Below are 24,350 nucleotides of genomic sequence, written 5' to 3'. Positions count from 1 at the left end.
TGGGACGGAGGCATGTCTTATCTGGACAATGTGCGCGTCTTCGTACGCGTCGTAGAGCTTGGAACCCTGTCGGCAGCGGGTCGCGACCAGCGCGTGACGCCGGCGGTTGCAAGCAATAGAATCAAAGAGTTGGAACGTCATATGGGCGTTCGCCTGTTCAATCGGACGACGCGCAAGCTGACCCCGACGGAGCACGGTCGCGTCTTTTACGACGGCGCGGTGAAGATCCTCGAGGCTGTCAACGAAGCAGAAAATGCGATCGCCGATCTCTCGCGCAATCCGAAGGGCGCGCTGAAGATTACCGCTCCTTTGGGGATAGGTCGGCGGCTGATTGCATCCGGCATTCCGGAGTTTCACGACAAGTATCCCGACATCGAAGTGCGGCTTCGCCTGTCGGACCACAATGTCGATATCCTGTCGGAAGGCGTCGACGTCGCCTTCAAGCTCGGCATCCTCGAAGATTCGAACCTGCGCATGCGCGGCATCATGAATTGCGAGCGCGTTGTCTGCGGTGCGCCTGCCTATTTCGAGAAGCGGGGCATCCCTCAGACGCCCGACGCACTCATCGCCGACAAGCACGACTGTCTGCTGCTCAGGTATCCCGGTTCGAAAGAGTATTTCTGGACGCTCCAGACCATGGAAGGCGTGCGCAAGCTCGAAGTCACCGGACCCTATGATTCCGACGACGGCGACGTGCTGACGCAGTGGGCGCTCGACGGCCGCGGCATTATCAACAAGCCGCTGTTCGAGGTGAAGGCGCATATCAATTCCGGCGCACTCGTGCCGATCCTCGTCGACACGCCGCCGCTCAGCGTGCAGCTTGCGGCGATCTATCCGCACAAGCGGTTCCAGGACCCGAAGGTGCGACTGATGATCGATTACATGGCCGAGCGCTGTCAGCGCCTGATCAACGGAATGCTGGCCTGACCATTCGTCTTCCGGCCGTTTCGGCCTGGACCAAGGAGCAAGACTGCCCGCCCTAGGCATCGCCGGGGGCTGCCGGCGGCTCCTATCGACGGAGAGCCGATTCTTTCGCCCGGCACGGGGCGATCTCAAAGTAGTTTGCAAAAGAAAGAAGGCGCGCCGATGCGGCGCGCCCTCAATATTTTTCAGAGATCAGCGTTTCACGTCGCTGTGCTTCGACTTGCCGGGAACGCCGTCACCGCCGCCGTTGCCGAAGCCGTTGTTGGCGTGCTTGGGCTTGCCGCCACCGCCGCCGTCACCGCCGGTGCCGCCGCCATCGCCACCGGTGCCGCCACCATCACCACCCGTGCCGCCGCCATCGCCGCCGGTACCACCGCCGTCGCCACCGGTGCCGCCGCCATCGCCACCAGTGCCGCCGCCATCGCCGCCCGTACCACCACCGTCACCGCCCGTGCCGCCGCCATCGCCACCGGTGCCGCCGCCATCACCGCCCGTGCCACCACCGTCACCACCGGTGCCACCGCCATCGCCGCCGGTGCCACCACCATCGCCGCCCGTGCCGCCATCACCACCGGTGCCGCCCGTGCCGCCATCGCCCCCCGTTCCACCGTCACCGCCGGTACCACCCGTACCGCCATCACCGCCCGTACCACCATCACCACCGGTTCCTCCGGTGCCGCCAGTCCCGCCGTCGCCACCGGTGCCGCCCGTGCTGCCTTCACCACCGGTAGTACCCCCATCGGCGTGGGCAACGCCGATCATGAACGGCGCGCTATAGTGCGTCAGCACCGCGAATGCCGTGGACAAGAGCAGAGCACGCGTCAGTTTCTTCATAGTCGTCTCCCGATCTGATGCGTCCCCGTCTCTGTGCAATTGCGTAAAACGCGATTCGTCTGAAAAGCACTAAAGAAAATCCTGGACGCGTTACTTCCGCTAAGGTCGACCTCAGCGTCAACCTTATTTTAGAAACTACTGATGATAGACAGATCCGGAAGCAAAGGGTAAGCGACACATTTGTGGTATGGCTTACGGCGCACGGGTCATGCGACCGATCCATTCGGGTTAGGGATCACGCTGTCGCAGCTGGCGGACGGCCGAGGCCGCTAGGCCCTGGACCTCTCGATCCCCGGAAGGTTGCCGATCGCCTCGACCAGGAAATCAACCAACAGACGAACACGGGCGATGCCAGAGCGTTCCGGCACGATCAGCAGGCTGAGCGGCACCGCAGGCAATGAATAGTCCGGAAGCAGCGGCACCAACAGGCCGGCCTCGATCAGATCGTCGACGAGCCATCGGTGGGCAGGCGCGATGCCCCGGCCGGCGACGAGGGCCTCACGTGCAGCAAGCCCATGATCGATGCGAAGGCGTCCACCGAAGGGCACGGACAGATGCCGCCCGTCTGTGGCTTCGAAGTTGAGCCTGTCACTGCCGGCAATGTTCGACATGCGGATCCCCTCATGCGCCGAGAGGTCGCTTGGGGCGCGCGGAAATCCGCGCGCGGCCAGGTAGGCCGGAGCAGCCACCAGAAGACGCCGGCTCCGCCCAAGCGGCCTAAGCTTCATGGAGCTGTCGCTAAGCGGCCCGAGCCGCAACGCGACGTCGATGCCTTCCCGCACGAGGTCGATGCGCTCGTCGGTCAGGCTCAGATCGACGCCGATGTCGGGATGCCTGTCCTGGAAAGCAAAGATCAGCCGGGTAACATGCAGCACTCCGAATGCGGACGTGCAGGACACACGAATGGTACCGGCAGCAGCCCCACGCGCACCGCGCGCTTCGTCGCCGGCCTGTTCTACCAGTCGCAGGATCTGGACGCTATCGGCGTAGTAACGGCTGCCTTCGTCGGTCACCGTGACGCGACGGGTGGTGCGGCTAAGCAGCGGCACGCCGATCGCTTCCTCGAGCTCTCGCAGCTGCCGCGTCACCGTCGACTGGCCGATGCCGAACTCACGCGCAACAGCCGAAAGACTGCCCCGCTCGGCGACGCGCACGAAGGTGCGCATGCGTTCAAGCGTAACATCAGATTTATCCATTTTTCGGCATGATCCTATGCATTTCGAATATCTACCGCATAGGGATGGGGCGGTCTACCTAGAGTCTCAGTTGATGGCACCGAGGATATCGACCATGAAAGTTCTGCTTGTTTATGCCCACCCCGAACCGCGTTCACTGAACGGCGCGCTGCGCGATATCGCCGTCAAGACGCTTGAGGCGGAAGGCCATGAGGTTCGTGTCACCGATCTCTATGCCGAGGGATGGAAGTCCGAGATCGGTCGCGCCGATTTTCCGGCCCTTGCCCCCGATGCCCGGTTCAAGCCGAGCCGCGCGTCGAAGGAGGCCTTTGCCACCGATACGCTGACCGCCGACGTCAAGACCGAGCAGGAAAAGCTGCTCTGGGCCGACGCGCTGATTCTGCAGTTTCCGCTGTGGTGGTATTCAATGCCGGCGATCCTGAAAGGCTGGGTCGATCGCGTCTATGCCTACGGCTTTGCCTATGGCGTCGGCGAGCACAGCGACAAATATTGGGGCAGGCGCTTCGGCGAGGGAACGCTGGCCGGCAAACGCGCCATGCTTGTCGTGACGACGGGCGGCTGGGAGGAGCACTATTCGCCGCGGGGCGTGAACGGGCCGATCGACGACCTGCTCTTCCCGATCAACCACGGGATCCTCTTCTATCCCGGTTACGACGTGCTCCCGCCGTTCGTCGCCTACCGCGTCGACAGCCTTGACGACGCTGGTTTTCAAGCCACAGCGGATCAACTGAAAGAAAGAATGCACACGCTCGCGACAACTGCGCCCATTCCCTATCGCCGGCAGAACGGCGGGGACTATGCGATCCCGACGCTTGAACTCCGACCGGAGGTCGGCGACCCGCGCATCAACGGCTTTGCGCTCCACCTCAACGGTGCGCACCGGGGCGAAACGGCGCTCCGCTGACGGGCGGATTTGCTAACGAGCAAGCTTGGCGGCAGCCGGCCGACGCGAGATGTCCGCTTGCACCGGCTGGCGAAAATTGAGCGCAGCCGCCATGACTTCGGCGGCGGCAAGCGCAGCGATCACCGCTGGCCGCTTGTCCTTCACCGTCGTGCCGCCGATCGGGCAGACCAGCCGGTCGAAGAGGTCCGGTCGACCGATCTCGCGCGACAGCCAGTTCTTGAAAGTGGAGCGCTTCGTCTTCGAGCCGATCATGCCGACATAGGAGGCATCGTCGCGGCGAAGCGCTTCTGACGCGATCAGGAAGTCGAGCGCGTGGTCATGGGTGAGGATGACGAAGGCGCTGCCGGGAGGCGCGTCGCGCACCACTGCCTCCGGCATCGCCGTCAGGCAGGTCTCGATGCCGGGAATGTCGGCAACGGCCGAAAGCTCATTCTCGCGGGTATCGACGAGAACGGTGCGCACCGGCACCAGGGAGAGCGCCATCGCCAGTGCATCGCCGACATGGCCCGCGCCGAAGACATAGACATGCGGCCGGCTGGCGATTTCCAGGTCGCTGCGTTCAATCAGCATGGCGGCTTTCTCCCGATCGATTCGTGTGAAGGCAAGCGCCACGCGCCCGCCGCAACACTGGCCGATCTCCGGTCCGAGCGGGATCGTCATCGCCTCCGGCGCGTCGCCACGCTTCAGCGCCCGCCGGCCATGGTCGATCGCCATGTATTCGAGTTGCCCGCCGCCGATCGTGCCGAACAGGCTATCGGCGGCGACGAGCATCCAGGCGTCGGTATCGCGTGGCGTCGAACCGGCGGCACCGGTCACCTCCACAAGCACGCAGTCGCGCTCGCGTCGGAGAAAGTCCCTGATATCCTCGCGGCTCGCCACCATGACAATCAGCCCCTGTTACCCTTTCTGCCGTGCGGCCGCCCGCAGCCGCTCGATCGCCATCAACACCCGTTCCGGCGTTGCCGGCGCATCAAGGCGCGGTGCTATACGATACTCCGCAACGCTCGCGGCCGCCATCGACAAGGCTTCCAGCACGGAGATGCCGAGCATGAAAGGCGGTTCGCCGACAGCCTTCGAGCGGCGAATCGTTTCTTCGCGGTTGACCGACCACTCGGCAAGCCGGGTGTTGAAGACGCGCGGGCGATCGGATGCCAGCGGGATCTTGTAGGTCGAGGGCGCGTGCGTGCGCAGCCGGCCCTTGGCATCCCACCAGAGCTCTTCCGTCGTCAGCCAGCCCATGCCCTGAACGAAGGCGCCTTCGACCTGACCAAGATCGAGCGCCGGGTTCAGCGAGCGGCCGACATCGTGCAGGATGTCGGTGCGGTCGACCTGATATTCACCGGTCAGCGTATCGACGCTGACCTCGGAGCACGAGGCGCCATAGGCGTAGTAGAAGAACGGCCGGCCCCGGCCTTCGGCGCGGTTCCAGTGGATCTTCGGCGTCTTGTAGAAACCGGCGGCCGAAAGCTGGATGCGGGCGCCATAGGCGATCTTGATGAACTCGTTGAAGCTCAAGCGTTCCGCTCCGATCCGCACCACGTTCGGTTCGAAGGCGACATCGGCCTCGGCGACGTTCCAGCGCTCGGCAGCAAACTTGACCAGCCGTTCCTTGATCTGTTGGGCGGCATTGGCAGCGGCCATGCCGTTGAGATCGGAGCCGGAGGACGCCGCGGTTGCAGACGTGTTCGGCACCTTGCCGGTCGTCGTCGCCGTCACCTTGATCCGGTCGAGATCGACCTGGAACTCGTCGGCCACCACTTGGGCGACCTTGGTATAGAGCCCCTGCCCCATCTCGGTGCCGCCATGGTTCAGATGGATCGAACCATCCGTATAGACATGCACAAGCGCGCCGGCCTGGTTGTACTCGGTCTTGGTGAAGGAGATGCCGAACTTTACCGGCGTCAGCGCGATGCCGCGCTTAACCACATTGCTCTCGCGGTTAAACGCGATCACCGCTTCGCGACGCTTGGCATAATCCGCCGAGGTTTCCAGTTCCTCGATAATGCGGCCGATGATGTTGTCTTCCACGGTCTGGTGATAGGGCGTGAGGTTTCGGCCCTCGCCGCCATAGAAGTTCAGCTTGCGGATTTCCAGCGGGTCCTTGCCGATGGCATAGGCGATGTCCTCGATCATTCGTTCGCCACCGACCATCCCTTGAGGGCCGCCAAAACCGCGGAACGCGGTGTTGGAAACGGTGTTGGTCTTCAGCGGACGCGAGCGCAGGCGCACGTTCGGATAGAAATAGCAGTTGTCGGCATGGAAGAGCGCACGGTCGGTGACCGGACCCGAGAGATCAGCCGAGTAACCGCAGCGTGCCGAAAAGACAGCGTCCACCGCCTCGATGTGGCCCTCGTCGTCGAAGCCGAGCTTGTAGTCTACGTGGAAGTCGTGACGCTTGCCGGTGGCGCTCATGTCGTCGTCGCGGTCCGGCCGAACCTTGACCGGGCAGCGGTATTTCTTGGCAGCGACGGCCGCAACGGCGGCGAAAATGTTGGCCTGGGTTTCCTTGCCGCCGAAACCGCCGCCCATGCGGCGCACATTCACGGTGACCGCGTTCGACGGCACGCCAAGCACGGTCGCGACCATGTGCTGCGTCTCGGCCGGGTGCTGGGTCGAGGAATAGACGAGCACCTCGTCGTCCTCACCGGGAATGGCAAACGAGATCTGGCCTTCCAGATAGAAGTGGTCCTGGCCGCCGATGCGCATCTCGCCTTCGAGAATGTTCTTCGCCTTGGCAAAGCCGGCGTCGATGTCGCCACGCTCGAGCTTCAAGGGGTCGATGACCAGCGGATAGTTGGCGGCAGCCGCTTCGAGCACGTCGGTCACATGCGGCAGATCGCGATATTCGATCTTGACCTTGGCGGCCGCGCGCCGCGCCGCTTCGCGCGACGTGGCGACAACCGCGAAGATCGGCTGGCCGTGGAACTCCACCTTGTCGGTGACGAAGATCGGTTCGTCGTGCTTGTGCGCCGGGCTGATGTCGTTTTCACCGGGAATGTCGGCGGCCGTCAGAACGCCGATCACGCCTTCGCTGGCGTTCACGGCCTCAAAGTCAATCGACAGGATGTCGGCGTGCGCCCGCTGCGAGAGGCCGAGATAGCCGTGCAGGGTGCCCTGGGGCTCAGGAATATCGTCGATATATTCGGCCGTTCCGGACACATGCTTGTGGCCGGACTCGTGCCGTTCGTTTTCGTGTACGCCGCCGCGGATGCGGTCGATGGGCTGCATCACGTTCATGGCTTCCTCCCTTAAACCGCGACGGCAATGGTGCGATCGAGACGGAGCTGGCCGCCACTCGACTGCGTTTCGAGATAGAAGCGGCGAAGCAGGTTCTTCGCCACCAGTTGGCGGTACTCCGCCGAGGCGCGCCAGTCGGTGAGCGGCGTGAAGTCCTGATCGAAGGCAGCGACAGCGCGCTCGATCGTCTCCTCGTTCCACTCGGCGCCTTTTAGCACCGCCTCCACATGAGCGGCTCGCTTCGGCGTAGCGGCCATGCCGCCGAAGGCGATGATGGCGTCGCTGACCCGACCTGCCTCGAAGGCGATGTTGAAGCCGCCGCAGACGGCGGTAATGTCCTCATCCAGACGCTTCGTCACCTTGTAGACGGCCACGCGCGCCTTATCCGAAACGAAAGGAATGCGCACGCTTTCCACGAACTCGCCCGGCTCGCGGTCCTGCTTGCCGTAGGCGATGAAGAAGTCCTCGAGGACGACCGTGCGGCGGCGATCGCCCTTGCGCAGCGTGATCGCGGCGCCAAGCGCAATCAGCGCCGGCGGGGTGTCGCCGATCGGCGAGCCGTTGGCAATGTTGCCGCCCACGGTGCCCATGTTGCGGACCTGCTGGCCGCCGATGCGATCCCAAAGCTCGGTCAGTTCAGGGAAGTGCGCGACGATAACGGGGTAGGCTTCGGCGTAGCTGACGCCGGCGCCGAGCGTCACGCCGTCGGCATCGACCGTGATGCGGCGCAGTTCTTCAAGATGGGTCAGGTGAATGACCGGTGAGATGTCGCGCATGAATTTGGTGACCCAGAGGCCGACATCGGTCGAACCGGCAACGATTGTCGCCTTCGGGTTGGCTTCGAGCACGGCGGCGAAATCATCGACCGAGCCCGGCAGGATGAAGCGCTCGGTCTCGGAGCCGATTTCCACGCGACGGCCGTCCTGAAGTGCTGCCAGTTCGCCTGCGATCCGGTCGCGTTCGGCCACCAGCGGATCCTTGCCGATATCGCCGATCGTCGAGATCGCCTCGGCGGCGCGAATGATCGCGGCATAGCCGGTGCAGCGACAAAGATTGCCCTGCAGCGCCTTTTCGATTTCGGCGATCGACGGCTTCGAGTTCTCCATCCAGAGGCCATAGAGCGACATCACGAAGCCCGGCGTGCAGAAACCGCACTGCGAGGCATGCGTGTCGACCATTGCCTGCTGCACCGGATGCAACGGGCCAGCCGGCTGCGCCAAACTATCCACCGTCACGATATGACAGCCGTCGAGCGAGCCGACGAAACGGATGCAGGCATTGACGGATTCATACTTGAGCTTGGCGTCGAGCAGGCGGCCGACAAGCACGGTGCAGGCACCGCAGTCGCCCTCGGCGCAGCCTTCTTTCGTGCCCTTCAGATTGCGGTCGATGCGCAGAAAATCGAGCAGAGTCTGAACCGGCGAAACATCGGCAAGTTCGACGAGGCGGTGGTTCAGGATGAAGCGGATGGTGTTGCGGATTTGGATCGTCATTGCTCAGCTCCCGCGATAGGTGGAGTAGCCATAGGGCGAAAGCAGCAGCGGCACGTGATAGTGCGCGCCCTGGTTATCGATGCCGAAGCGGATTGGGATCACGTCGAGGAACGGGTTGTCACCGCGCTTGGCTGCGCCGCCGAGGTAATCGCCCGCATGGAACTGCAGCTCGTAGGTGCCGGTCTGCATGCGCTCGCCGCTCAAAAGCGGCTCGTCACAGCGGCCGTCGTCATTGGTCTTGACGGACTTGATATGCGTCTGGCGATCGCCATCGACCCGGTAGAGCTCGATGCGCAGCCCTTCGGCCGGTTTGCCGCTGGCCGTATCCAGCACGTGCGTCGTCAAGCGGCCGGCGTTTCCACCCTGAGATTGCATAGTTTTCGCTCCTCCCGAAGTCAGCTTTCCACCTCGCAGTATTCCGGCATTCCCACCCGCTTGGTAGCGACCGGATCATTCGAGACTTTCAAATTTTTTGGGGGGAATGGCTCGAAACAAATGCCGCTAGAAATTGGATGCAGAGACGAAAATGTCTGGAGGAGCTGCTTAGATGAGATACCCCCGCGATCTTCACGGCCACGGCCCGAACTTCAAGATCACATGGCCCGACGGCGCGCGGATCGCCGTGCAATTCGTCATCAATTACGAGGAAGGCGGCGAGAACTGCGTGCTGCATGGCGACGCAGCGTCCGAGGCATTCCTGTCGGAAATCGTCGGTGCGCAGGCCTGGCAGGGCCAGCGCCACTGGAACATGGAATCGATCTACGAATATGGCGCACGCGCCGGCTTCTGGCGGCTGCATCGCATGTTCACCGAGCGCGGCGTGCCGGCGACCGTCTATGGCGTCGCAACCGCGCTGAAGCGCTCGCCGGAACAGGTCGCCGCCATGCAGGACGCCGGCTGGGAAATCGCCTCGCACGGCCTGAAATGGATCGAACACAAGGACTTTTCGCCGGAGCGCGAGCGCCAGGAGATCGCCGAAGCGATCCGGCTGCACACCATCGTCACCGGAGAGCGCCCGCGCGGCTGGTACACGGGGCGCTGTTCCGACAACACGCTCGACCTGGTGACCGAAGCCGGCGGCTTCGACTACGTATCGGACGCCTATGCCGACGACCTGCCCTATTGGCATGAGCATGCGGGGCGCCATCAGCTGGTCATCCCCTACACGCTCGACAGCAACGACATGCGTTTTGCCACGCCGCAGGGTTTCAACAGCGGCGACCAGTTCTTCACCTACCTCAAGGACAGCTTCGACGTGCTCTACGCCGAAGGTACGGCCGGTGCGCCGAAGATGCTGAGCATCGGGCTGCACTGCCGCCTCGTCGGCCGGCCCGGCCGCGCCGCGGCACTCGCCCGCTTCCTCGATTATGTGCAGGGCCACGAGAAGGTGTGGCTCGCAAAACGCGTCGATATCGCCCGCCATTGGGCCGAAAACTACCCGTACAAGGCCTGGGACGATCGTCCGTCGCGGCTTGGCGAAGAGGCGTTCGTCGCCAGGCTCGGCGGCGTCTTCGAACATTCGAAGTGGATCGCGAAGCGCGCCTTCCAGCGCGAACTTTCGCCGGCCAACGACACCGCGATCGGCCTTGCCGCCGCCCTTTCCGCAGTCTTCCGCGAAGCTTCGGCCGAGGAGCGGCTTGCCGTGCTGATCGCCCACCCCGATCTCGCCGGCAAGCTGGCACAGGCCAAGCGCCTGACCGAAAGCTCGACCAACGAGCAGGCCGGTGCCGGCCTCGATGCGCTGACCGATGCCGAGCGTGAACGCTTCACCACGCTCAACGCCGCCTATGTCGAGAAGTTCAAGTTCCCGTTCATCATGGCGGTCAAGGGGCGCAGCAAGGACGAGATCCTCGCCGCCTTCGAAAGCCGGATCGGCAACGATCGCGATACGGAGTTCGAGACCGCGTGCCGGCAGGTGGAGCGGATCGCCTATCTGCGCCTCAAGGACATGCTGCCGAGCTGAGGGTCTCGCGATGACGATCGACGGCGTGAACCCGCCCGAATTCGCGCTGAACGCGATCAACCTTGCCTCCGCCGGTCTCGGCGCGCGGCCGGTCTTTGCAACCGACGAGTTCTTCGCGCCGCTCGAACGCATGCTGCAGGACGCGCCGCCGGTCTATCATCCCGGTGTCTATGACGAGAACGGCAAGTGGATGGACGGCTGGGAGACGCGGCGACGCCGCGGCCCCGGCAACGACCACGCCATCGTGGCACTCGCGACGAACGGCCTCATCCGGGGCTTCGAGGTTGATACCGCTCATTTCACCGGCAACTACCCGAGCGCTTGCGCCATCGACGCCTGCCTGGCACCGGATGGCCCGGACGATCGGACGGTCTGGACGGAGCTGGTCTGCCCTCGGCCGCTTGGCCCGAGCGCGCTGCATCACTTCGAAGCGCGGTCGGATTCTGTCTGGAGCCATGTGCGCTTGCGCATCTATCCCGACGGCGGCGTCGCCCGCCTTCGGGTTTACGGCGCGCCTGCGCTAGACCGGGCAGCGATCGGCGACGCGGTGGTCGATCTGGCCTCATCATTGCTCGGCGGGCGCATCATCGCCTATTCCAACGGACACTACGGCCACCAGCGGCTGCTTGCGCCCGGACGCGGCATCAACATGGGCGACGGTTGGGAGACCCGCCGGCGGCGCGAGCCCGGCAACGACTGGATCGTGGTGAAACTCGCCGCGCGCGGCGAGATCGACCGGATCGTGGTCGATACCGCCCACTTCAAGGGCAACTACCCGGACGCCTGTTCGCTGCAGGCGGCAGACCTTGGAGCGAACGCTTGCGAAGTGGCCGCATCCGTTACGGCATCGTCGATGTTCTGGCGCGAGGTCCTGCCGCCGCAGAAACTCGCCGCCGACAGCATCCACACCTATGAAGCAAGCGCACTCGCGATCGCGGGTCCGGTAACCCACGTGCGCTTCAACATCTTCCCCGACGGCGGCGTCAGCCGGCTGCGTGTCTTCGGGCGTATTGCGAAAGCCGGCATCTAGATCGTTTCGCCGAGGAGGCGAAGCGATCAAACTTCCAGGCAACCCATCAACATTGGACGGAGGAGCGTCACATGAAGGAGATCGTCATACAGCCGTTGACCCGGGAGGCCTTTGCGCCTTTCGGCGACGTGATCGAAACGGAGAATGCCAACAACTTCCCCATCAACGGGGGCAATGCAACCCGCTACCACGACCTCGCCAAGATCGATACAACAGGCGAAAAGGCCCGGCCCATGATCAGCCTGGTGCGCGGCGTACCCTATCCGCTGCCGCTGAAACTCACCATGGTCGAGCGCCATCCGCTCGGCAGCCAGGCCTTCATCCCCTTGAGCGACAACCCGTTTCTGATCGTCGTCTCCCGGGAAACCGACGAAGGCCCGAGTGAACCGATTGCCTTCAAGACCACCCCGGGCCAGGGCGTCAACATCGCCCGCAATGTCTGGCACGGCATCCTGACGCCGCTCGATGACGTCTCGGATTTCGCGGTGGTCGATCGCGGCGGCGAAGGCGTCAATCTGGAGGAACATTTCTTCAAGGAGCCGTTCCTCATCGTGTGAATCAATGCATGACCCGGTCGTCCGGTCGGGTTATCGGTGCGCCAGGGCCTCGCTGGCCGCCGAAATCGGACGAAGACTGCGACCTCAATAGCCGCCATCCCGCCGGAATTTCGTCGGCGTGTATCCGGTCACGCGGCGGAAATCGCGCGAGAAATGATAGGGATCCGGATAGCCGCAGACGGCGGCCACCGCCGAGACCTTGGCATCGGGTCCAACCAGCAGGCGTTTCGCCTGGTTGATCCGCTCGTGGCGCAGCCAGTCCATCGGCGTCGTTCCCACCATATCGCGAAAGCGACGAAAGAGTTGCGACGGGCTCAGCCGCGCAAGCGCCGCAAGATCGTCGATCGTCCAGGGCCTGGCGAGATCGCCGCGCATCACCGACAGCACCTGAAGCAAACGGTCTTCACCGGACCTGTCCTCGGCCGGTTCGGCTCCGATCAGCCGTGGCGCGATCATGTCCGCCATCAGCCCCGCGATCGCGGCGCTCGACAGGGCGTCCGTCGCCGGCGAGCGTTCGGCAAGAAATCCGCTCACACTTTCGAACGCCGCCTGTGCCCTCCGCGGGTCTCTCGGCACGAACAATGGCGACTGCTGCACGCCGAGAAACTGGTAGAGCGCATCAAGCCCGTGTCCCTCGATCCCCATCCAGAGATAACGCCAGCTTTCGCTGTCGGCAGCGCAGCTATGCGCATAGGCCTGAGAGGTATCGAGCCAGGCAACACTGCCGGTTTCGGCAGGGAAACGTTGACCGTGCACCTCGATCAACCCGCGTCCGCCTGTTGTGTAGACGAAGACGTGCTGGTGAAACCGTTTGCGGATCGGCGCCTCGTCAGGGCGCGCCGTCCGGCTTCCGGCCACCAGCGCCAGATAGGGAAACGCACCTGCGAATTTTGCCGGGGTGTGGAAATGGATCTCTTCGCTTTCGGTCAGCATGCCATTTTCTGGCATCCGATGCGAGTTTTGTCCATCATCGTGCGACAGGGCGCCATTCACAGAGCTACGGCAGTGACGTTATCATGCAGCTTTATGCACGGAGAATTGCCCATGACCGAAGCCGCGCCGAATGGCGATGCCGCGAATTTCACCTTCGCGCCGCTGTCCCCGGATTTTGCTCGCGATCCCTATCCGACCTATCGCGCGCTGCGCGAAAAAGAGGGGCTGCACTACTTTGCGGATTTCGACATCTGGCTTGCCTCGCGCTTCGAGGACGTCTCGGCGGTCGTCATGGACAAGCGCATGGTGCGCTCGCTCGAAGACCTCGCGACCAAGGAAGAGCTCTCAAAACTGCAGCGCGCCGCCAATTGGCACGACATGCCACACCACGAGCGTTTCGTGCAGTTCAGCCTGCTCGACAGCGATGGTGCCGTGCATGACCGCTTGCGCAAGCAGGTCTTCAAACTATTCACACCTGCTATGATTGCGAAGCTCCGCGACCAGATCCAGGCCTATGTCGACCGGCTGATCGATAGCCTCGCCGATCGCGGCGAGATCGACTTTGTCGATGATCTGGCCGCCCATGTTCCCGGCCATATCATCGGCCGCCTGCTCGGCGTGCCGGACGAGGACTGTCCGCAGCTGCGGATCTGGTCGGAAAACATCGTGCAGTTCTTCGACGTCGACCGATCCGACGCGCGCAAGGAGCTCGCCGAGCGCAATACGACCGAGTTCTACGAATACCTGACAGCGTTGAAGGCCGAACGTGAGCGGGCGCCGAAGGATGACCTCATCTCGGTGCTGATCGAGGCGGAGCGCTCCGGCGCCATGAACTTCGACGAATTCATCTCCACCTGCATGCTGATCCTGATGGCCGGCCACGGTTCCACGATCGATGTGCTTGGCAGCGGCATGCACGCACTCTTGCGCTTCCCCGAGCAGATGGCGCGGCTGCGGAGCGAACCCGGCCTGATCCAGACCGGCGTGCAGGAGATGTTCCGCTACGAGTCGCCGCTTCCGTTCTTCCACCGCCATTGCGTCGAGGACATCGAGATCTTCGGCCGTCGCTTCGAGCGCGGCACCAAGTTCGGCCTGCTCTATGGCGCCGCCAACCGCGACCCCAAGCAGTTCGAGAATGCCGACACGTTCGACATCGGCCGGACGCCCAACCGTCATCTCGCCTTTGGCGGCGGCGTGCATTTCTGTCTCGGCAACCACCTCGCGCGCCTCGACATGGATATCATCTTCAGCACCCTGCTTCGCCGTTTCCCAACCATCGAACTCGTCGACCGGGAGCCGGAATACAAGCGCGGTCTTTCGGTCCGTGGACCCAAGCGGCTGAAGATCGCCATCCGGCCGGCCTGATCCCATATCCTCGACACCAACATACGCAATCGGAGAATACCCATGCCCAAGATCGTCTTCATCGACGCGGACGGCACGACGAAAGAAATTCAGGCGGAGATCGGCCAATCGCTGATGTCAGCCGCCGTGCAGAACGGCATCGACGCCATTGCCGCCGAATGCGGCGGCTCCTGCGCCTGCGGCACCTGTCACTGTTACATCGACGGCGAATGGAGCGACCGCCTGCCGGCGCCCGAGTTCCAGGAACAGGACATGATCGAGTGCGTCGTCAATCCGAACGAGCGCAGCCGCCTGAGCTGTCAGATCACGGTGTCGGCCGAACTCGACGGCCTTGTGGTGCATCTGCCCGCCGGGCAATACTGAGAAAATCCAGGAAAAGTGTGAAGCGGCTTTCCGTTCGGATTTGCGCTCTTTAAGCCAGATCGACGCAAAAAGACCGAAGCAACATTTCGTTGCTCCGGCCAGCACTTACGGGGAAATCCTGATCGGCCGAGGCGGCATGCCCCGGCCGATTTTCGTTATTCGGCGAAGAACGCGAAACGCACGATGAAGAGCGCTGCCACGAGCTGGGTTGCCGGGTGGATGACGCTCCACTTACCGGTGAAGACCTTCAAGACGACATAGCTGACGAAGCCGAAGGCGAGGCCGTTGGCGATCGAGTAGGTGAAGGGCATGGCGAGTGCTGTAAGCGCTGCCGGAGCCGCTTCCGTCAGGTCGTCCCACTCGACTTCCGTCAGTTCGCGCATCATCAGGCCGGCAACGTAGAGCAGAGCCGGGGCCGTCGCATAGGACGGAACGGCAGCTGCCAGCGGCGAGAAGAACAGCGCGGCCAGGAAGAGCACGCAGACGGTGAGCGCGGTCAGACCCGTACGGCCGCCGGCCTGGACGCCCGAGGCACTTTCGACATAGGCGGTCGTGCTGCTGGTACCGATCAGCGAGCCGGCGACGATCGCCGTGCTGTCGGCGAGAAGCGCGCGGCCCAGACGGTTCGGCTTGCCTTCTTCCACCAGTTTGGCGCGCTTGGCGACACCGATCAGCGTGCCGGTAGCGTCGAAGACTTCGACGAGCACGAAGACGAGGATGACATGCAGCAGGCCGCCGTGCAGGGCGCCCATGATGTCGAGCTGCAAGAAGGTCGGCGCGATGCTCGGCGGTGCCGAGACGATGCCCTTGAACTCGCTGACGCCGAGGATCATCGACAGGACGGTGACGACCAGGATGCCGATCAGGATCGAGCCGCGAACTTTTAGCGAGTCCAGAACGGCAATCACGAAGAAGCCGAGGATCGCGAGCAGCGGGCCAGTCTGCTTAAGGTCGCCGAGACCGACGAGCGTTGCCGGGTTGTCGACGACGATGCCGGCGTTCTTCAGGGCGATGATGCCAAGGAAGAGGCCGATACCGGTGGCGATCGCGCTTCGAAGCGAATGCGGAATGCCGGCGATCAGCCAGCTTCGCACGCCCGTCACGGTCAGGATCAGGAAGATCACGCCCGAGATGAAGACAGCACCCAGCGCCTGCTGCCAGGTGAAGCCAAGCGCCGCAACGACGGTGAAGGCGAAGAAGGCGTTGAGGCCCATGCCCGGCGCCATGCCGATTGGCCAGTTGGCGACGAGCGCCATGACCGCAGAGCCGAGTGCCGCGGCAATACAGGTTGCGACGAAGACGGCATCCCTATCCATGCCCGTGCTCGACAGGATGTCGGGGTTGACGAAGATGATGTAGGACATCGTCAGGAATGTCGTGATACCGGCGATCACCTCGGTGCGCGCCGTCGTCTGATGCTCTTTCAGCTTGAATAGTCGTTCAAACATCTTTCCTCCCTTGGCGGCGTCACCACGACGCAGCCGAACGACAGTGAGCGGGAAACCGTCTCCTCCAGTTCCCGACCAGTGCATTTCGAACGCCCGGATGTTCCCGGAACGATCGCTTCGCTTTAGGCTTCGTGCCGGCTGGCGATCGTCCGCCCTCTTTCGGACGACGCGAATGCCTCTTGCACAGCCTTTGGATTGTGCGACTTCCGGACGCAGACCGCTAGCCGTCCATTCCCGGGATCGATGATGAAAGACTTTCAAATTTTTCGGAGAATTTGAGGGGCCGCTGGACTACACTTGCGGGGGTATTTTCCACCGTTCGCGCGACTGGAAATGCCGCAAACAAATATCTTGAAAGCCTATTGACCTTCCAACGGTGGGAGACGCCATGTTTGTCTCACAACCGAACCAAGGAGACAAGCATGCAGAACTACAAGATCGACAACATGACCTGTGGCCACTGCGCCGGCGTCGTCCAGAAGGCGATCCTGAGCGTCGACCCGCAGGCAACGATCAAGGTCGATCTCGGCAATCGGGAAGTCAGCGTCGAGACCGCCGCAGCGGCAGGGCCGATCGCAGACGCCCTGAAGGCGGCCGGATACGAGAGCCGCGCGCTCTGAGCGCACGCTCCCCTCCGACACCTCCGGTCACGAAACGCCCCGGCTTTCCGGGGCGTTTTGTTGTCAGGGCAATGTTTCGGTCACCGTCAGCCGGCGACGGCTGCAGCCCCCTCCGGCTGGCGCCCGAGCATATCCGGATGCCGTGCCAGGTGCTCGAACAGGCGAGCGACCGCTTCGGCGCCGGGATCGATGTGCCCTTCGAGTTGCTTGGCATTGATGTAAGCGGCACGCCCTGCCCTTGCCCGCACCAGCGTCGCGGTCAGATTGGCGCCGTCGCGCGCCGCCTTGGAGGCCGCGCCGATGCTCGCGTCGAGCGCGTCCAGTGCCGGAGAAAGCGCGTCGACCATGGTGCGGTCGCCGATCTGCGCCCCGCCGATTTCCTGCATGCGCGCCAACCCGGCTTTCAGCGCTTCGCGGATCGAAAGCCCGCTCGAGGCGCCATCCCCGGCGGCGGCAAAGAAGATCGCCAGAAGCACGCCCGAAGAGCCGCCCATCGTCTGGCTCAACTCCTGCCCGATGGCGCGGAAGAGCTGCGTGTGGTCGGATAGCGGCAGGCGATCGAGGGCCTGAATGAGTGCCCGTGCGGCGCCGGCGAGCGTCGAGCCGGTGTCTCCGTCTCCGGACTTGGCATCGAGTGCATTCAGGTCCTTTTCCGCATCGATCAGCAGGTTGCAGCAGGCAAGCAGGAACTGCCGCGTCGCATCGTGCCGCGAAGGCAGAGGCGAAATCGGCGTCAGGCCATCAGGCAGAGCGCGTACATTCACCGGCCTGACGGCGGTCACGCCTGGCCAGGCCGGAAGCGCCACGGGCCGGGACAACAGCTCCAACTCGACCTTGTCGGCTGGGTAGACGGAGACGGAAAAGCCGCGCATGTCCAGCGACGTCATCATCGGCGCAGGTCCGACCAGATGCACGATCCGATCGGCGATCGCCGACTGGGCGAGCTCGTGCATGAGAATAGACATTTCCAGGATAGACGTTCCGCCGAGATTGTTGACGAGCACCACGTGCGGCTTGTCCTCCATCGCCGCCTGCAGACGCTCGACCATGGCGGCAACAGCGCTTCTCGCATCGGAATGCACAATCTGCTCGACGCCAGCTTCTCCATGGATGCCGAGGCCGAGTTCCGCATGGCCCTCGGGGATGCGATGTTCCTTCGGCGAGCCCGGAACGGTGCAGGTATCGAGCGACATGCCGATGGTGCTCGTGCCCGATATGACCTTGCGCGCCGCATTGGCGATCGTATCGAGGTCCGCCCCGCTTTCTGCGAGCGCTCCGGCGATCTTGTGGACGAACAGGGTACCGGCGACACCGCGTGCCTGCGGAAGGTCCGGCAGCGCGATGTCGTCATCGACGATGACCATGCTCACATTGAGGCCGTAGGCGCGGGCGCGTTCGGCCGCGAGGCCGAAGTTCAGCCGGTCACCGGTGTAGTTCTTGACGATCAGCAGGCAGCCGGCAGGTCCCGTCACCGCCAGGATACCAGCGAGGATCGCGTCCACGCTCGGCGATGCGAAGACGTCGCCGCAGACGGCGGCCGTCAGCATGCCCTTGCCGACGAAGCCGATATGCGCGGGCTCGTGTCCCGAGCCGCCACCGGAGACGAGCGCGACCTTGCCCTTGTCCCAGTCAGAGCGCAGGACGACGCGAATGTGCGGATATCCGTCGAGGCGGCTGAGCGCGCCGCCGGATGCGGCAAGAACCCCGTCGATCGCTTCCGTAACCGCATTTTCCTTGCGGTTGATAAACTGATTCATGTTCGCCTCCTAAGCGATGCGCATTCCGGCCGCGTCGAAGAAGAGCGGCTTGTCTGGCTGGATCTTGATGGTCTCGCCGCCGCGGAACCCGGTATGGGGGTCCGTGACCGTCACGAGGTTGTGCTGCTTGAACGTGAGATGCAGGCGCGTCTGGTCGCCCAGATGTTCGACACGGGTCACAAGTGCATCTTCTCCGGCGCCCTGGACGATATTTTCGGGGCGAAGGCCGATCGACTGCGCCTTGTCCGGCGCGCCCGCAAAAAGCTTGGCAGGCAGGACGTTGATGCGCGGCTGGCCGAGGCGGGTCGCGGCGTAAACGCTGACCGGCGCTTCGTAGACCTCTCTTGGTGATCCGAACTGAACAAGCCTGCCCTCTTCGAGCACACCGATATGCGTTGCCATGGTCATCGCTTCTATCTGGTCGTGGGTGACGTAAAGAAGCGTCGCCCCGGACTTTGCCTGAATGTTCTTCAGTTCGACGCGCAGATCGGCTCGAAGCTTCGCGTCGAGCGAACTCAAGGGCTCGTCCATCAGGTATATCTGCGGGTTTCTGACAAGCGCACGCCCGATCGACACGCGCTGCATTTCGCCACCGGACAAGGCGGTCGCCTTGTTGTCGAGCTTGTGCGAAATCTGCAAGACCTCGGCGATGGCGTTCACCTTTTCGTCGATCGTCTTCTGCGGCGTTTTCAAGAGCGGGGATTTCAGCGGAAATTCCAGGTTCTGCCGGACGGACAGATGCGGGTAGAGCGAATATTGCTGGAATACCATCGCCACGTTGCGCTGCGCCGGCGTCAGTCCTTGCACGGACATCCCGCCGATAAAGATCTCGCCGCTATTAGGCGTGTCGAGCCCCGAGACCATGCGCAACGTCGTCGTCTTTCCGGCGCCTGTCGGGCCCAGGAGAACCACGAACGACCCGTCCGGGATCGTCATCGAGACATCGTCCAGCGCTGTGTGGGTGCCGAATGTCTTCGTCACGTTTCTTAGGATGACTTCAGCCACGGCGCAGCACTCCCTCGTTGGCTTCGGAGACAAGAGCACGACCCGTCTCCGCATTGAAGAGCGTCAAGGTCCGCGCGTTGAAATCGAGACCGAGAAGCTCGTCGGTACGGGCTGCCTGACTGGAGGGCGTGCGCGCCTTGATCTCGCCGTTGGGCGTTTCGATCGTGACGATCTGTGTCGTGCCGAGATACTCGACGGCGATCACGCGGCCTCTGTAGCTGGAGTCGTCGACGAAACGGACATGCTCGGGACGCACACCGAGCGACAGCGTGCCGGCCCTGCCCTCACGCGACGCCGGCACCGCCACCTTTTTCCCACCGAGATCGATGCTGTCGCCGCCGACACCGATCATGCCCTCGAACTCCAGAAAGTTCATGGACGGGGAGCCGATGAACTTGGCGACGAACTTGGTCGCCGGCCAGTCGTAGATCTGCTGCGGCCGGCCGAATTGCTCGATGACGCCGTGGTTCATGACGACGATCTTGTCGCCCATCTGCATCGCTTCCAGCTGGTCATGGGTCACATAGACGGTGGTCGCGCCCATGCGATCGTGCAGCGCCCGCAGTTCCCCCGCCATGTGTTCGCGGAACTCCGCGTCGAGCGCGCCGAGCGGCTCGTCCATGAAGAAGGCCTTCGGGTTGCGGACAATCGCCCGGCCGAGCGCAACACGCTGGCGGTCACCGCCCGAGAGCCCGCCAACCGGCTTGTCGAGAATGCCTTCAATTCTGAGGATCCTTGCCACCTCGGCGACACGCGCGGCGACATCCGCCTTTTTCATCCCCTGGCTGACGAGCGGATAGGAGATGTTCTTGCGTACGTTCATGTGGGGATAGAGGGCGAACATCTGGAAGACGAAGGCGATATCGCGCTCCCTCGCCCGCTTCATGCCGACCTCTTCGCCGCCGATATAGATCTGGCCGCTCGTCGGCAGCTCCAGTCCCGCCATCATCCGAAGCGTCGTCGTCTTGCCGCATCCCGATGGGCCGAGCAGCATGAAGAACTCGCCGTCTTCCACCGTGAAGCTCGAAGACTGGACAGCCGTGAACGCTCCGAACTCCTTGCGCACATTCTCAATTCTGATCTGTGCCATGGGTCACTCCGGAAAATGGCTGACGATGATGAACATGACTGTTCCAAGCAGCGTCACGAGGAAGGAGAAGGAGTAGAGCGTGAGCGAGACTGGCTGCATGAGCATGACCACGCCGAGCGCGATGAGCACCGATGCCACCATTTCCCATGCGCCACGGCGAAGGCGGAGCAACTGGTTGAGGAAAGCTGTCATTTTCTTACCGCTCCGAAGGTGATGCCGCGCAGCAGGTGTTTGCGAAGCAGGATCGTGAACACCATCACGGGGACGAGGAAGAGGGTCGCACCGGCCGCCACCGCCGGCCAGTCCTGCCCACCGACCCCGATGATCGTCGGGATGAAGGGCGGTGCGGTCTGCGCGGTGCCCGACGTGAGCAGCACGGCGAAGGCGTATTCGTTCCAGGCGAAGATCAGGCAGAAGATAGCCGTCGACGCGATGCCGGTCGCCGCCTGGGGCAGCACGACCTTGTAGAAAGCCTGGAAGCGAGTGTAGCCGTCGATCAGCGCTGCCTCTTCATACTCGATCGGGATCTCGTCGATGAAGCCCTTGAGCAGCCAGACCGAGAGCGACAGGTTGACTGCCGTATAGAGCAGGATCATGCCGGCATGGGTGTCGTTCAGCCCGAGCGAGCGGAACATCAGGAAGATCGGAATGGCGACCGCGATCGGCGGCATCATGCGCGTGGAAAGGATGAAGAACAGCAGGTCGTCCTTGAGCGGCACCTTGAAGCGCGAGAAGGCATAGGCCGCGGCCGTTCCGAGCACGATGCACAGGACCGTCGAGCCGAACCCGATGATGACGGAATTGTAGAAGCGCTCCGGGAACCGCGACGGGCCGGCGATGATCAGCCCATCCTTGCGAACGAGACGCTCGTACCAGGTCTTCGGTTCGCCCATTTCCTTCAGTTGTTCTTCCGAAACGCGGGTGCGCGTCGTGAAGAGGTTCACATAGCCTTCGAGCGTCGGCTCGAAGAAGGTCTTCGGCGGATAGGCGATCGCGTCAGAGGGCGATTTGAAACCAGTTCCGATGATCCAGAGCAACGGGAGAATGGTGATCACCGCATAAAGCACGACCAGGGCGCCTGCGAACCACTTCTGCCGTGCGGATGGCTCCGTTACAGAAAAGCTGCTCATCTCTGCTTCACCTTGTTGAGTGCTTTGACATAGATCGACGCAAGGCCGAAGACGGTCACGAAGAGGATGACGGCATAGGCGGACGCGTATCCGGTGCGCCATTTCTCGAAGGCTTCACGCTTCAGATTGATCGACGTCAGCTCCGTGATCGAGCCCGGGCCACCGCCCGTCAGCTGCACGACCAGGTCGAACATCTTGAAGTTCTCGATGCCGCGGAAAAGGATGGCCAGCATCAGGAACGGCAGCACCATCGGGATGGTGATGGTCCAGAACTGGCGCCAGCTGCTGGCCCGGTCGCACTCCGCCGCCTCATAGATGCTGCTCGGAATGGAGCGCAGCCCGGCAAGGCAGATGAGCATGACGAATGGCGTCCACATCCAGGTGTCGACGATGATGATCGCCCAGGGCGCCAGCGACGTGTCGCCGATCATCGAGAAGCTGGACGGGTCTGCTCCGGTCAGGAACCCGATCGCGTAATTGAACAGGCCGATCTGCGGCTGGTAGAGAAAGGTCCAGAAGTTTCCGACGACGGCCGGGCTCAGCATCATCGGGAGCACGATGATGGTCGTCCACAGGTCATTGCCGCGGAACTTCTTGTTGATGAGATAGGCGAGAGCAAAGCCGATCAGCACCTGCAGGACGATCGTCCAGATCAGGAAATGGGCCGTCGCCTGCATCGTCAGCCAGATATCCTTGTCGGTCAGGATGTTCAGGTAGTTGCGCAGACCGACGAACTGAACAGGTTCGTTCGGGCGGTTTACGCGAAAATTGGTGAAGCTCAGCCGGACGGTCCAGATCAGCGGAAAGATGTTGATCGCAAGCAAAAGCACAATGGACGGTGCGACGAAGATCCAGGCGATCGCGCGGTCCGACAACCCTCTGATGCGCCGTGCAAACACGGGCGGCGTCGCGTGCGCAGCGCGATCGATCGAAGAATGGAGCATGGTATTCCCCTAAGGCATTGACGAATGGGCATGCGGGGCCGGCGCGAGAGATCGGCCGGCCGGCCCCGCATGGACGCTTCCGCCGGGAGGCGGCGGGTGTTTGCGTCAATACTTGCCTTCGTCTTCGAAGATGTCCTTCCAGTCCTCAGAGAGACCGTCGAGCGCATCCTTCGCCGTGCCCTGGTTGGCAACGACGTAATCGTGGAAGCGCTTCTGCGAGGCCTGCAGCAGCGAGGCGTAGGACGGCTCGGCCCAGAAGTCCTTCACGATTGCCATCGAATCGAGGAACGTCTGCGCATAGGGCTGGCTCGTGGCGAAGCTCGGGTCCTCGACCACCGAGCGCAGCGCGGAGTATCCGCCGAGCGCCCACCACTTTTTCTGGATTTCAGGCTGCGCGAACCACTTGATGTAATCCAGCGCTTCCTTCTGCTTGTCGGACGCTGCGACGACCGAGATGCCCTGGCCGCCGAGCTGGGCGAACTGCACACCGGTCGGACCAGCAGGATTGGGGAAGTAGCCGGACTTGTCGCCGCCGACATTGGCGTCGGCATGGATGCCGGGCCAGGTGAAGGCAAAGTTCATCTGCAGGGCGACCTGGCCGGACTTGTAGGCGTCGATATCCTCCGACATGTAGGCGTCGGAATGGCCGGGCGGTGTGCAGCAATCGTAGAGCGCCTTGTAGAATTCCAGACCCTTGACCGCGTCCGCCGAGTTGACGAAGCCGTCGAGCTCATAGGCTTTCTTCGGATTTCCGTACTCGAAGCCGTAGCTGTAGAGCACGTCCATCACGCCCATGGTAATGCCTTCTGAGCCGCGCTCCGTATAGATGGCAGCGCCATAGACGGTCTTGCCGTCGACCTGGCGCTTCTGGAAGAATTCGGCGATGTCCTTGAGTTCGGCGAAGGTCTTCGGCACGGCGAGATCCCGGCCGTATTTCTGCTTGAACTCCGCCTGGAGTTCGGGACGCGAGAACCAGTCCTTGCGATAGGTCCAACCGACCACGTCACCGAACGCCGGCAGAGCCCAGTAGTTCGGCGAATTCTTCGGCCATTCCGCGTAACCGATGACGGTTGCGGGAATGAAGTCGTCCATCTTGATCCCTTCCTTGTCGAAGAAATCATTGAGCTTGATGTACTGGCCATTCTCGGCGGCGCCGCCAATCCACTGGCTGTCGCCGATCATCAGATCGCAGAGCTTGCCGCCGGAATTCAGCTCGTTCAGCATCCGGTCGGCGAAGTTCGGCCACGGCACGAATTCGAACTTCATCGTGTTGCCGCTCTTGGCTTCGAAATCCTTGCTGAGCTCGACGAGCGCATTGGCCGGATCCCAGGCGGCCCAGCAAAGGGTCAGTTCGGCTGCGGAAGCGTGCGTACCGGACGCACCCGCAATGGCAAAATACGCTCCGACCATGACTGTGGAGCTCAACAGAATCCGTTTCATCATTGGGTTCCTCCCCCTTGTACCTTCTGACCTCCATCAGAAGGAAAGCGCCCTGACCGGGCGGTTGGCGTACCTAAATCCTCTTGGCACTAGCGGTGGGCGCGGCCGCATTCAGGG

Annotated in this window: 23 protein-coding genes; 8 read left to right on the top strand and 15 right to left on the bottom strand. The window is 62.9% G+C overall.

The window, feature by feature from the left end; genetic code table 11:
* The first annotated feature begins 12 nt into the window (after nt 1–12).
* Complete coding sequence (locus tag IB262_RS22215; RefSeq protein WP_034799367.1) at nt 13–927, top strand: LysR family transcriptional regulator; 915 nt, start codon at nt 13–15, stop codon at nt 925–927.
* A 189-nt stretch (nt 928–1,116) separates the two neighbouring features.
* Here the strand turns inward: IB262_RS22215 and IB262_RS35720 are convergent, their stop codons facing one another.
* A complete protein-coding gene (locus IB262_RS35720) occupies nt 1,117–1,758 on the bottom strand; it encodes a hypothetical protein (RefSeq protein ID WP_206615364.1) in 642 nt (213 codons plus the stop codon).
* A gap of 269 nt (nt 1,759–2,027) precedes the next feature.
* A complete protein-coding gene (locus tag IB262_RS22205; protein ID WP_089043747.1) occupies nt 2,028–2,954 on the bottom strand; it encodes a LysR family transcriptional regulator in 927 nt (308 codons plus the stop codon).
* Between the two features lie 94 nt (nt 2,955–3,048).
* Here IB262_RS22205 and IB262_RS22200 point away from each other — a divergent pair, with 94 nt between their 5' ends.
* Nucleotides 3,049–3,858 (top strand): NAD(P)H-dependent oxidoreductase, encoded by an 810-nt coding sequence (locus tag IB262_RS22200; RefSeq protein WP_089043746.1) that lies wholly within the window; start codon nt 3,049–3,051, stop codon nt 3,856–3,858.
* A 12-nt stretch (nt 3,859–3,870) separates the two neighbouring features.
* Here the strand turns inward: IB262_RS22200 and xdhC are convergent, their stop codons facing one another.
* From xdhC to uraH, 4 genes are read right to left on the bottom strand one after another with little or no spacing between them, the layout of a single operon-like run.
* Nucleotides 3,871–4,737, bottom strand: a complete 867-nt coding sequence (gene xdhC, locus IB262_RS22195) for a xanthine dehydrogenase accessory protein XdhC (RefSeq protein WP_089043827.1) — start codon at nt 4,735–4,737, stop codon at nt 3,871–3,873.
* Nucleotides 4,738–4,755: 18 nt separating this feature from the next.
* Nucleotides 4,756–7,095, bottom strand: a complete 2,340-nt coding sequence (xdhB, locus tag IB262_RS22190) for a xanthine dehydrogenase molybdopterin binding subunit (protein ID WP_034799363.1) — start codon at nt 7,093–7,095, stop codon at nt 4,756–4,758.
* An 11-nt stretch (nt 7,096–7,106) separates the two neighbouring features.
* Nucleotides 7,107–8,588 carry a xanthine dehydrogenase small subunit gene (gene xdhA, locus IB262_RS22185; RefSeq protein ID WP_192493782.1) on the bottom strand — a complete coding sequence of 494 codons (1,482 nt, stop codon included), beginning with the start codon at nt 8,586–8,588 and terminating at the stop codon, nt 7,107–7,109.
* 3 nt (nt 8,589–8,591) lie between these two features.
* Nucleotides 8,592–8,963, bottom strand: coding sequence for a hydroxyisourate hydrolase (uraH, locus tag IB262_RS22180; RefSeq protein ID WP_034799357.1), 372 nt, complete (start codon nt 8,961–8,963; stop codon nt 8,592–8,594).
* Between the two features lie 172 nt (nt 8,964–9,135).
* Here uraH and puuE point away from each other — a divergent pair, with 172 nt between their 5' ends.
* From puuE to IB262_RS22165, 3 genes are all read left to right on the top strand, one after another.
* Nucleotides 9,136–10,551 (top strand): allantoinase PuuE, encoded by a 1,416-nt coding sequence (puuE, locus tag IB262_RS22175; RefSeq protein WP_192493781.1) that lies wholly within the window; start codon nt 9,136–9,138, stop codon nt 10,549–10,551.
* A 10-nt stretch (nt 10,552–10,561) separates the two neighbouring features.
* Complete coding sequence (gene alc, locus IB262_RS22170; protein WP_034799351.1) at nt 10,562–11,581, top strand: allantoicase; 1,020 nt, start codon at nt 10,562–10,564, stop codon at nt 11,579–11,581.
* A 71-nt stretch (nt 11,582–11,652) separates the two neighbouring features.
* Nucleotides 11,653–12,138: an ureidoglycolate lyase gene (locus IB262_RS22165; RefSeq protein ID WP_034799348.1), complete on the top strand. Its 486-nt coding sequence runs from the start codon at nt 11,653–11,655 to the stop codon at nt 12,136–12,138.
* An 84-nt stretch (nt 12,139–12,222) separates the two neighbouring features.
* On the opposite strand, the gene IB262_RS22160 is transcribed toward IB262_RS22165, so the two are convergent.
* Entirely contained in the window at nt 12,223–13,071 is an 849-nt protein-coding gene (locus IB262_RS22160; protein WP_159416072.1) for an AraC family transcriptional regulator, read from the bottom strand.
* A 111-nt stretch (nt 13,072–13,182) separates the two neighbouring features.
* Between IB262_RS22160 and IB262_RS22155 the strand changes: the two genes are divergently transcribed.
* Nucleotides 13,183–14,436, top strand: a complete 1,254-nt coding sequence (locus IB262_RS22155; RefSeq protein WP_090426505.1) for a cytochrome P450 — start codon at nt 13,183–13,185, stop codon at nt 14,434–14,436.
* A gap of 42 nt (nt 14,437–14,478) precedes the next feature.
* Entirely contained in the window at nt 14,479–14,799 is a 321-nt protein-coding gene (locus IB262_RS22150; RefSeq protein ID WP_043613820.1) for a 2Fe-2S iron-sulfur cluster-binding protein, read from the top strand.
* Between the two features lie 155 nt (nt 14,800–14,954).
* Here the strand turns inward: IB262_RS22150 and IB262_RS22145 are convergent, their stop codons facing one another.
* Nucleotides 14,955–16,247 carry an NCS2 family permease gene (locus tag IB262_RS22145; RefSeq protein WP_034799339.1) on the bottom strand — a complete coding sequence of 431 codons (1,293 nt, stop codon included), beginning with the start codon at nt 16,245–16,247 and terminating at the stop codon, nt 14,955–14,957.
* Nucleotides 16,248–16,669: 422 nt separating this feature from the next.
* Here IB262_RS22145 and IB262_RS22140 point away from each other — a divergent pair, with 422 nt between their 5' ends.
* Nucleotides 16,670–16,867 (top strand): heavy-metal-associated domain-containing protein, encoded by a 198-nt coding sequence (locus IB262_RS22140; protein ID WP_034799336.1) that lies wholly within the window; start codon nt 16,670–16,672, stop codon nt 16,865–16,867.
* Between the two features lie 86 nt (nt 16,868–16,953).
* Here the strand turns inward: IB262_RS22140 and IB262_RS22135 are convergent, their stop codons facing one another.
* The 7 genes from IB262_RS22135 to IB262_RS22105 all read right to left on the bottom strand — a co-directional run bounded on the left by IB262_RS22135 (nt 16,954) and on the right by IB262_RS22105 (nt 24,203).
* Nucleotides 16,954–18,624, bottom strand: coding sequence for a dihydroxyacetone kinase subunit DhaK (locus tag IB262_RS22135; RefSeq protein WP_192493780.1), 1,671 nt, complete (start codon nt 18,622–18,624; stop codon nt 16,954–16,956).
* A 9-nt stretch (nt 18,625–18,633) separates the two neighbouring features.
* Nucleotides 18,634–19,629, bottom strand: a complete 996-nt coding sequence (locus IB262_RS22130; RefSeq protein ID WP_034799319.1) for an ABC transporter ATP-binding protein — start codon at nt 19,627–19,629, stop codon at nt 18,634–18,636.
* Nucleotides 19,622–20,719, bottom strand: a complete 1,098-nt coding sequence (locus IB262_RS22125; RefSeq protein ID WP_034799317.1) for an ABC transporter ATP-binding protein — start codon at nt 20,717–20,719, stop codon at nt 19,622–19,624. Before IB262_RS22125 ends, IB262_RS22130 begins: the two co-directional genes overlap by 8 nt.
* A gap of 3 nt (nt 20,720–20,722) precedes the next feature.
* Entirely contained in the window at nt 20,723–20,911 is a 189-nt protein-coding gene (locus tag IB262_RS22120; protein ID WP_034799314.1) for a hypothetical protein, read from the bottom strand.
* Nucleotides 20,908–21,849 carry a carbohydrate ABC transporter permease gene (locus tag IB262_RS22115; RefSeq protein WP_043613810.1) on the bottom strand — a complete coding sequence of 314 codons (942 nt, stop codon included), beginning with the start codon at nt 21,847–21,849 and terminating at the stop codon, nt 20,908–20,910. The genes IB262_RS22120 and IB262_RS22115 overlap by 4 nt, the downstream gene beginning before the upstream one ends.
* A complete protein-coding gene (locus IB262_RS22110; RefSeq protein ID WP_112772105.1) occupies nt 21,846–22,793 on the bottom strand; it encodes a sugar ABC transporter permease in 948 nt (315 codons plus the stop codon). Before IB262_RS22110 ends, IB262_RS22115 begins: the two co-directional genes overlap by 4 nt.
* A gap of 105 nt (nt 22,794–22,898) precedes the next feature.
* Complete coding sequence (locus tag IB262_RS22105; RefSeq protein ID WP_089043826.1) at nt 22,899–24,203, bottom strand: ABC transporter substrate-binding protein; 1,305 nt, start codon at nt 24,201–24,203, stop codon at nt 22,899–22,901.
* Nucleotides 24,204–24,350 lie beyond the last annotated feature (147 nt).

This window comes from Ensifer sp. ENS02 (assembly GCF_014851885.1).
In the GTDB taxonomy this organism is placed as follows: domain Bacteria; phylum Pseudomonadota; class Alphaproteobacteria; order Rhizobiales; family Rhizobiaceae; genus Ensifer; species Ensifer adhaerens.
The sequence above is the reverse complement of the archived record's forward strand: the minus strand, read 5'-3'. Positions and strand labels throughout refer to the sequence as shown.

Excerpts from the sequence above, each read along its gene's own strand:
- IB262_RS22215 (WP_034799367.1), top strand. The coding sequence starts at position 13 with ATGTCTTATCTGGACAATGTGCGCGTCTTCGTACGCGTCGTAGAGCTT.
- IB262_RS35720 (WP_206615364.1), bottom strand. The coding sequence starts at position 1,758 with ATGAAGAAACTGACGCGTGCTCTGCTCTTGTCCACGGCATTCGCGGTG.
- IB262_RS22205 (WP_089043747.1), bottom strand. The coding sequence starts at position 2,954 with ATGGATAAATCTGATGTTACGCTTGAACGCATGCGCACCTTCGTGCGC.
- IB262_RS22200 (WP_089043746.1), top strand. The coding sequence starts at position 3,049 with ATGAAAGTTCTGCTTGTTTATGCCCACCCCGAACCGCGTTCACTGAAC.
- xdhB (WP_034799363.1), bottom strand. The coding sequence starts at position 7,095 with ATGAACGTGATGCAGCCCATCGACCGCATCCGCGGCGGCGTACACGAA.
- xdhA (WP_192493782.1), bottom strand. The coding sequence starts at position 8,588 with ATGACGATCCAAATCCGCAACACCATCCGCTTCATCCTGAACCACCGC.
- uraH (WP_034799357.1), bottom strand. The coding sequence starts at position 8,963 with ATGCAATCTCAGGGTGGAAACGCCGGCCGCTTGACGACGCACGTGCTG.
- puuE (WP_192493781.1), top strand. The coding sequence starts at position 9,136 with ATGAGATACCCCCGCGATCTTCACGGCCACGGCCCGAACTTCAAGATC.
- alc (WP_034799351.1), top strand. The coding sequence starts at position 10,562 with ATGACGATCGACGGCGTGAACCCGCCCGAATTCGCGCTGAACGCGATC.
- IB262_RS22165 (WP_034799348.1), top strand. The coding sequence starts at position 11,653 with ATGAAGGAGATCGTCATACAGCCGTTGACCCGGGAGGCCTTTGCGCCT.
- IB262_RS22160 (WP_159416072.1), bottom strand. The coding sequence starts at position 13,071 with ATGCTGACCGAAAGCGAAGAGATCCATTTCCACACCCCGGCAAAATTC.
- IB262_RS22155 (WP_090426505.1), top strand. The coding sequence starts at position 13,183 with ATGACCGAAGCCGCGCCGAATGGCGATGCCGCGAATTTCACCTTCGCG.
- IB262_RS22150 (WP_043613820.1), top strand. The coding sequence starts at position 14,479 with ATGCCCAAGATCGTCTTCATCGACGCGGACGGCACGACGAAAGAAATT.
- IB262_RS22145 (WP_034799339.1), bottom strand. The coding sequence starts at position 16,247 with ATGTTTGAACGACTATTCAAGCTGAAAGAGCATCAGACGACGGCGCGC.
- IB262_RS22140 (WP_034799336.1), top strand. The coding sequence starts at position 16,670 with ATGCAGAACTACAAGATCGACAACATGACCTGTGGCCACTGCGCCGGC.
- IB262_RS22135 (WP_192493780.1), bottom strand. The coding sequence starts at position 18,624 with ATGAATCAGTTTATCAACCGCAAGGAAAATGCGGTTACGGAAGCGATC.
- IB262_RS22125 (WP_034799317.1), bottom strand. The coding sequence starts at position 20,719 with ATGGCACAGATCAGAATTGAGAATGTGCGCAAGGAGTTCGGAGCGTTC.
- IB262_RS22120 (WP_034799314.1), bottom strand. The coding sequence starts at position 20,911 with ATGACAGCTTTCCTCAACCAGTTGCTCCGCCTTCGCCGTGGCGCATGG.
- IB262_RS22115 (WP_043613810.1), bottom strand. The coding sequence starts at position 21,849 with ATGAGCAGCTTTTCTGTAACGGAGCCATCCGCACGGCAGAAGTGGTTC.
- IB262_RS22110 (WP_112772105.1), bottom strand. The coding sequence starts at position 22,793 with ATGCTCCATTCTTCGATCGATCGCGCTGCGCACGCGACGCCGCCCGTG.
- IB262_RS22105 (WP_089043826.1), bottom strand. The coding sequence starts at position 24,203 with ATGGTCGGAGCGTATTTTGCCATTGCGGGTGCGTCCGGTACGCACGCT.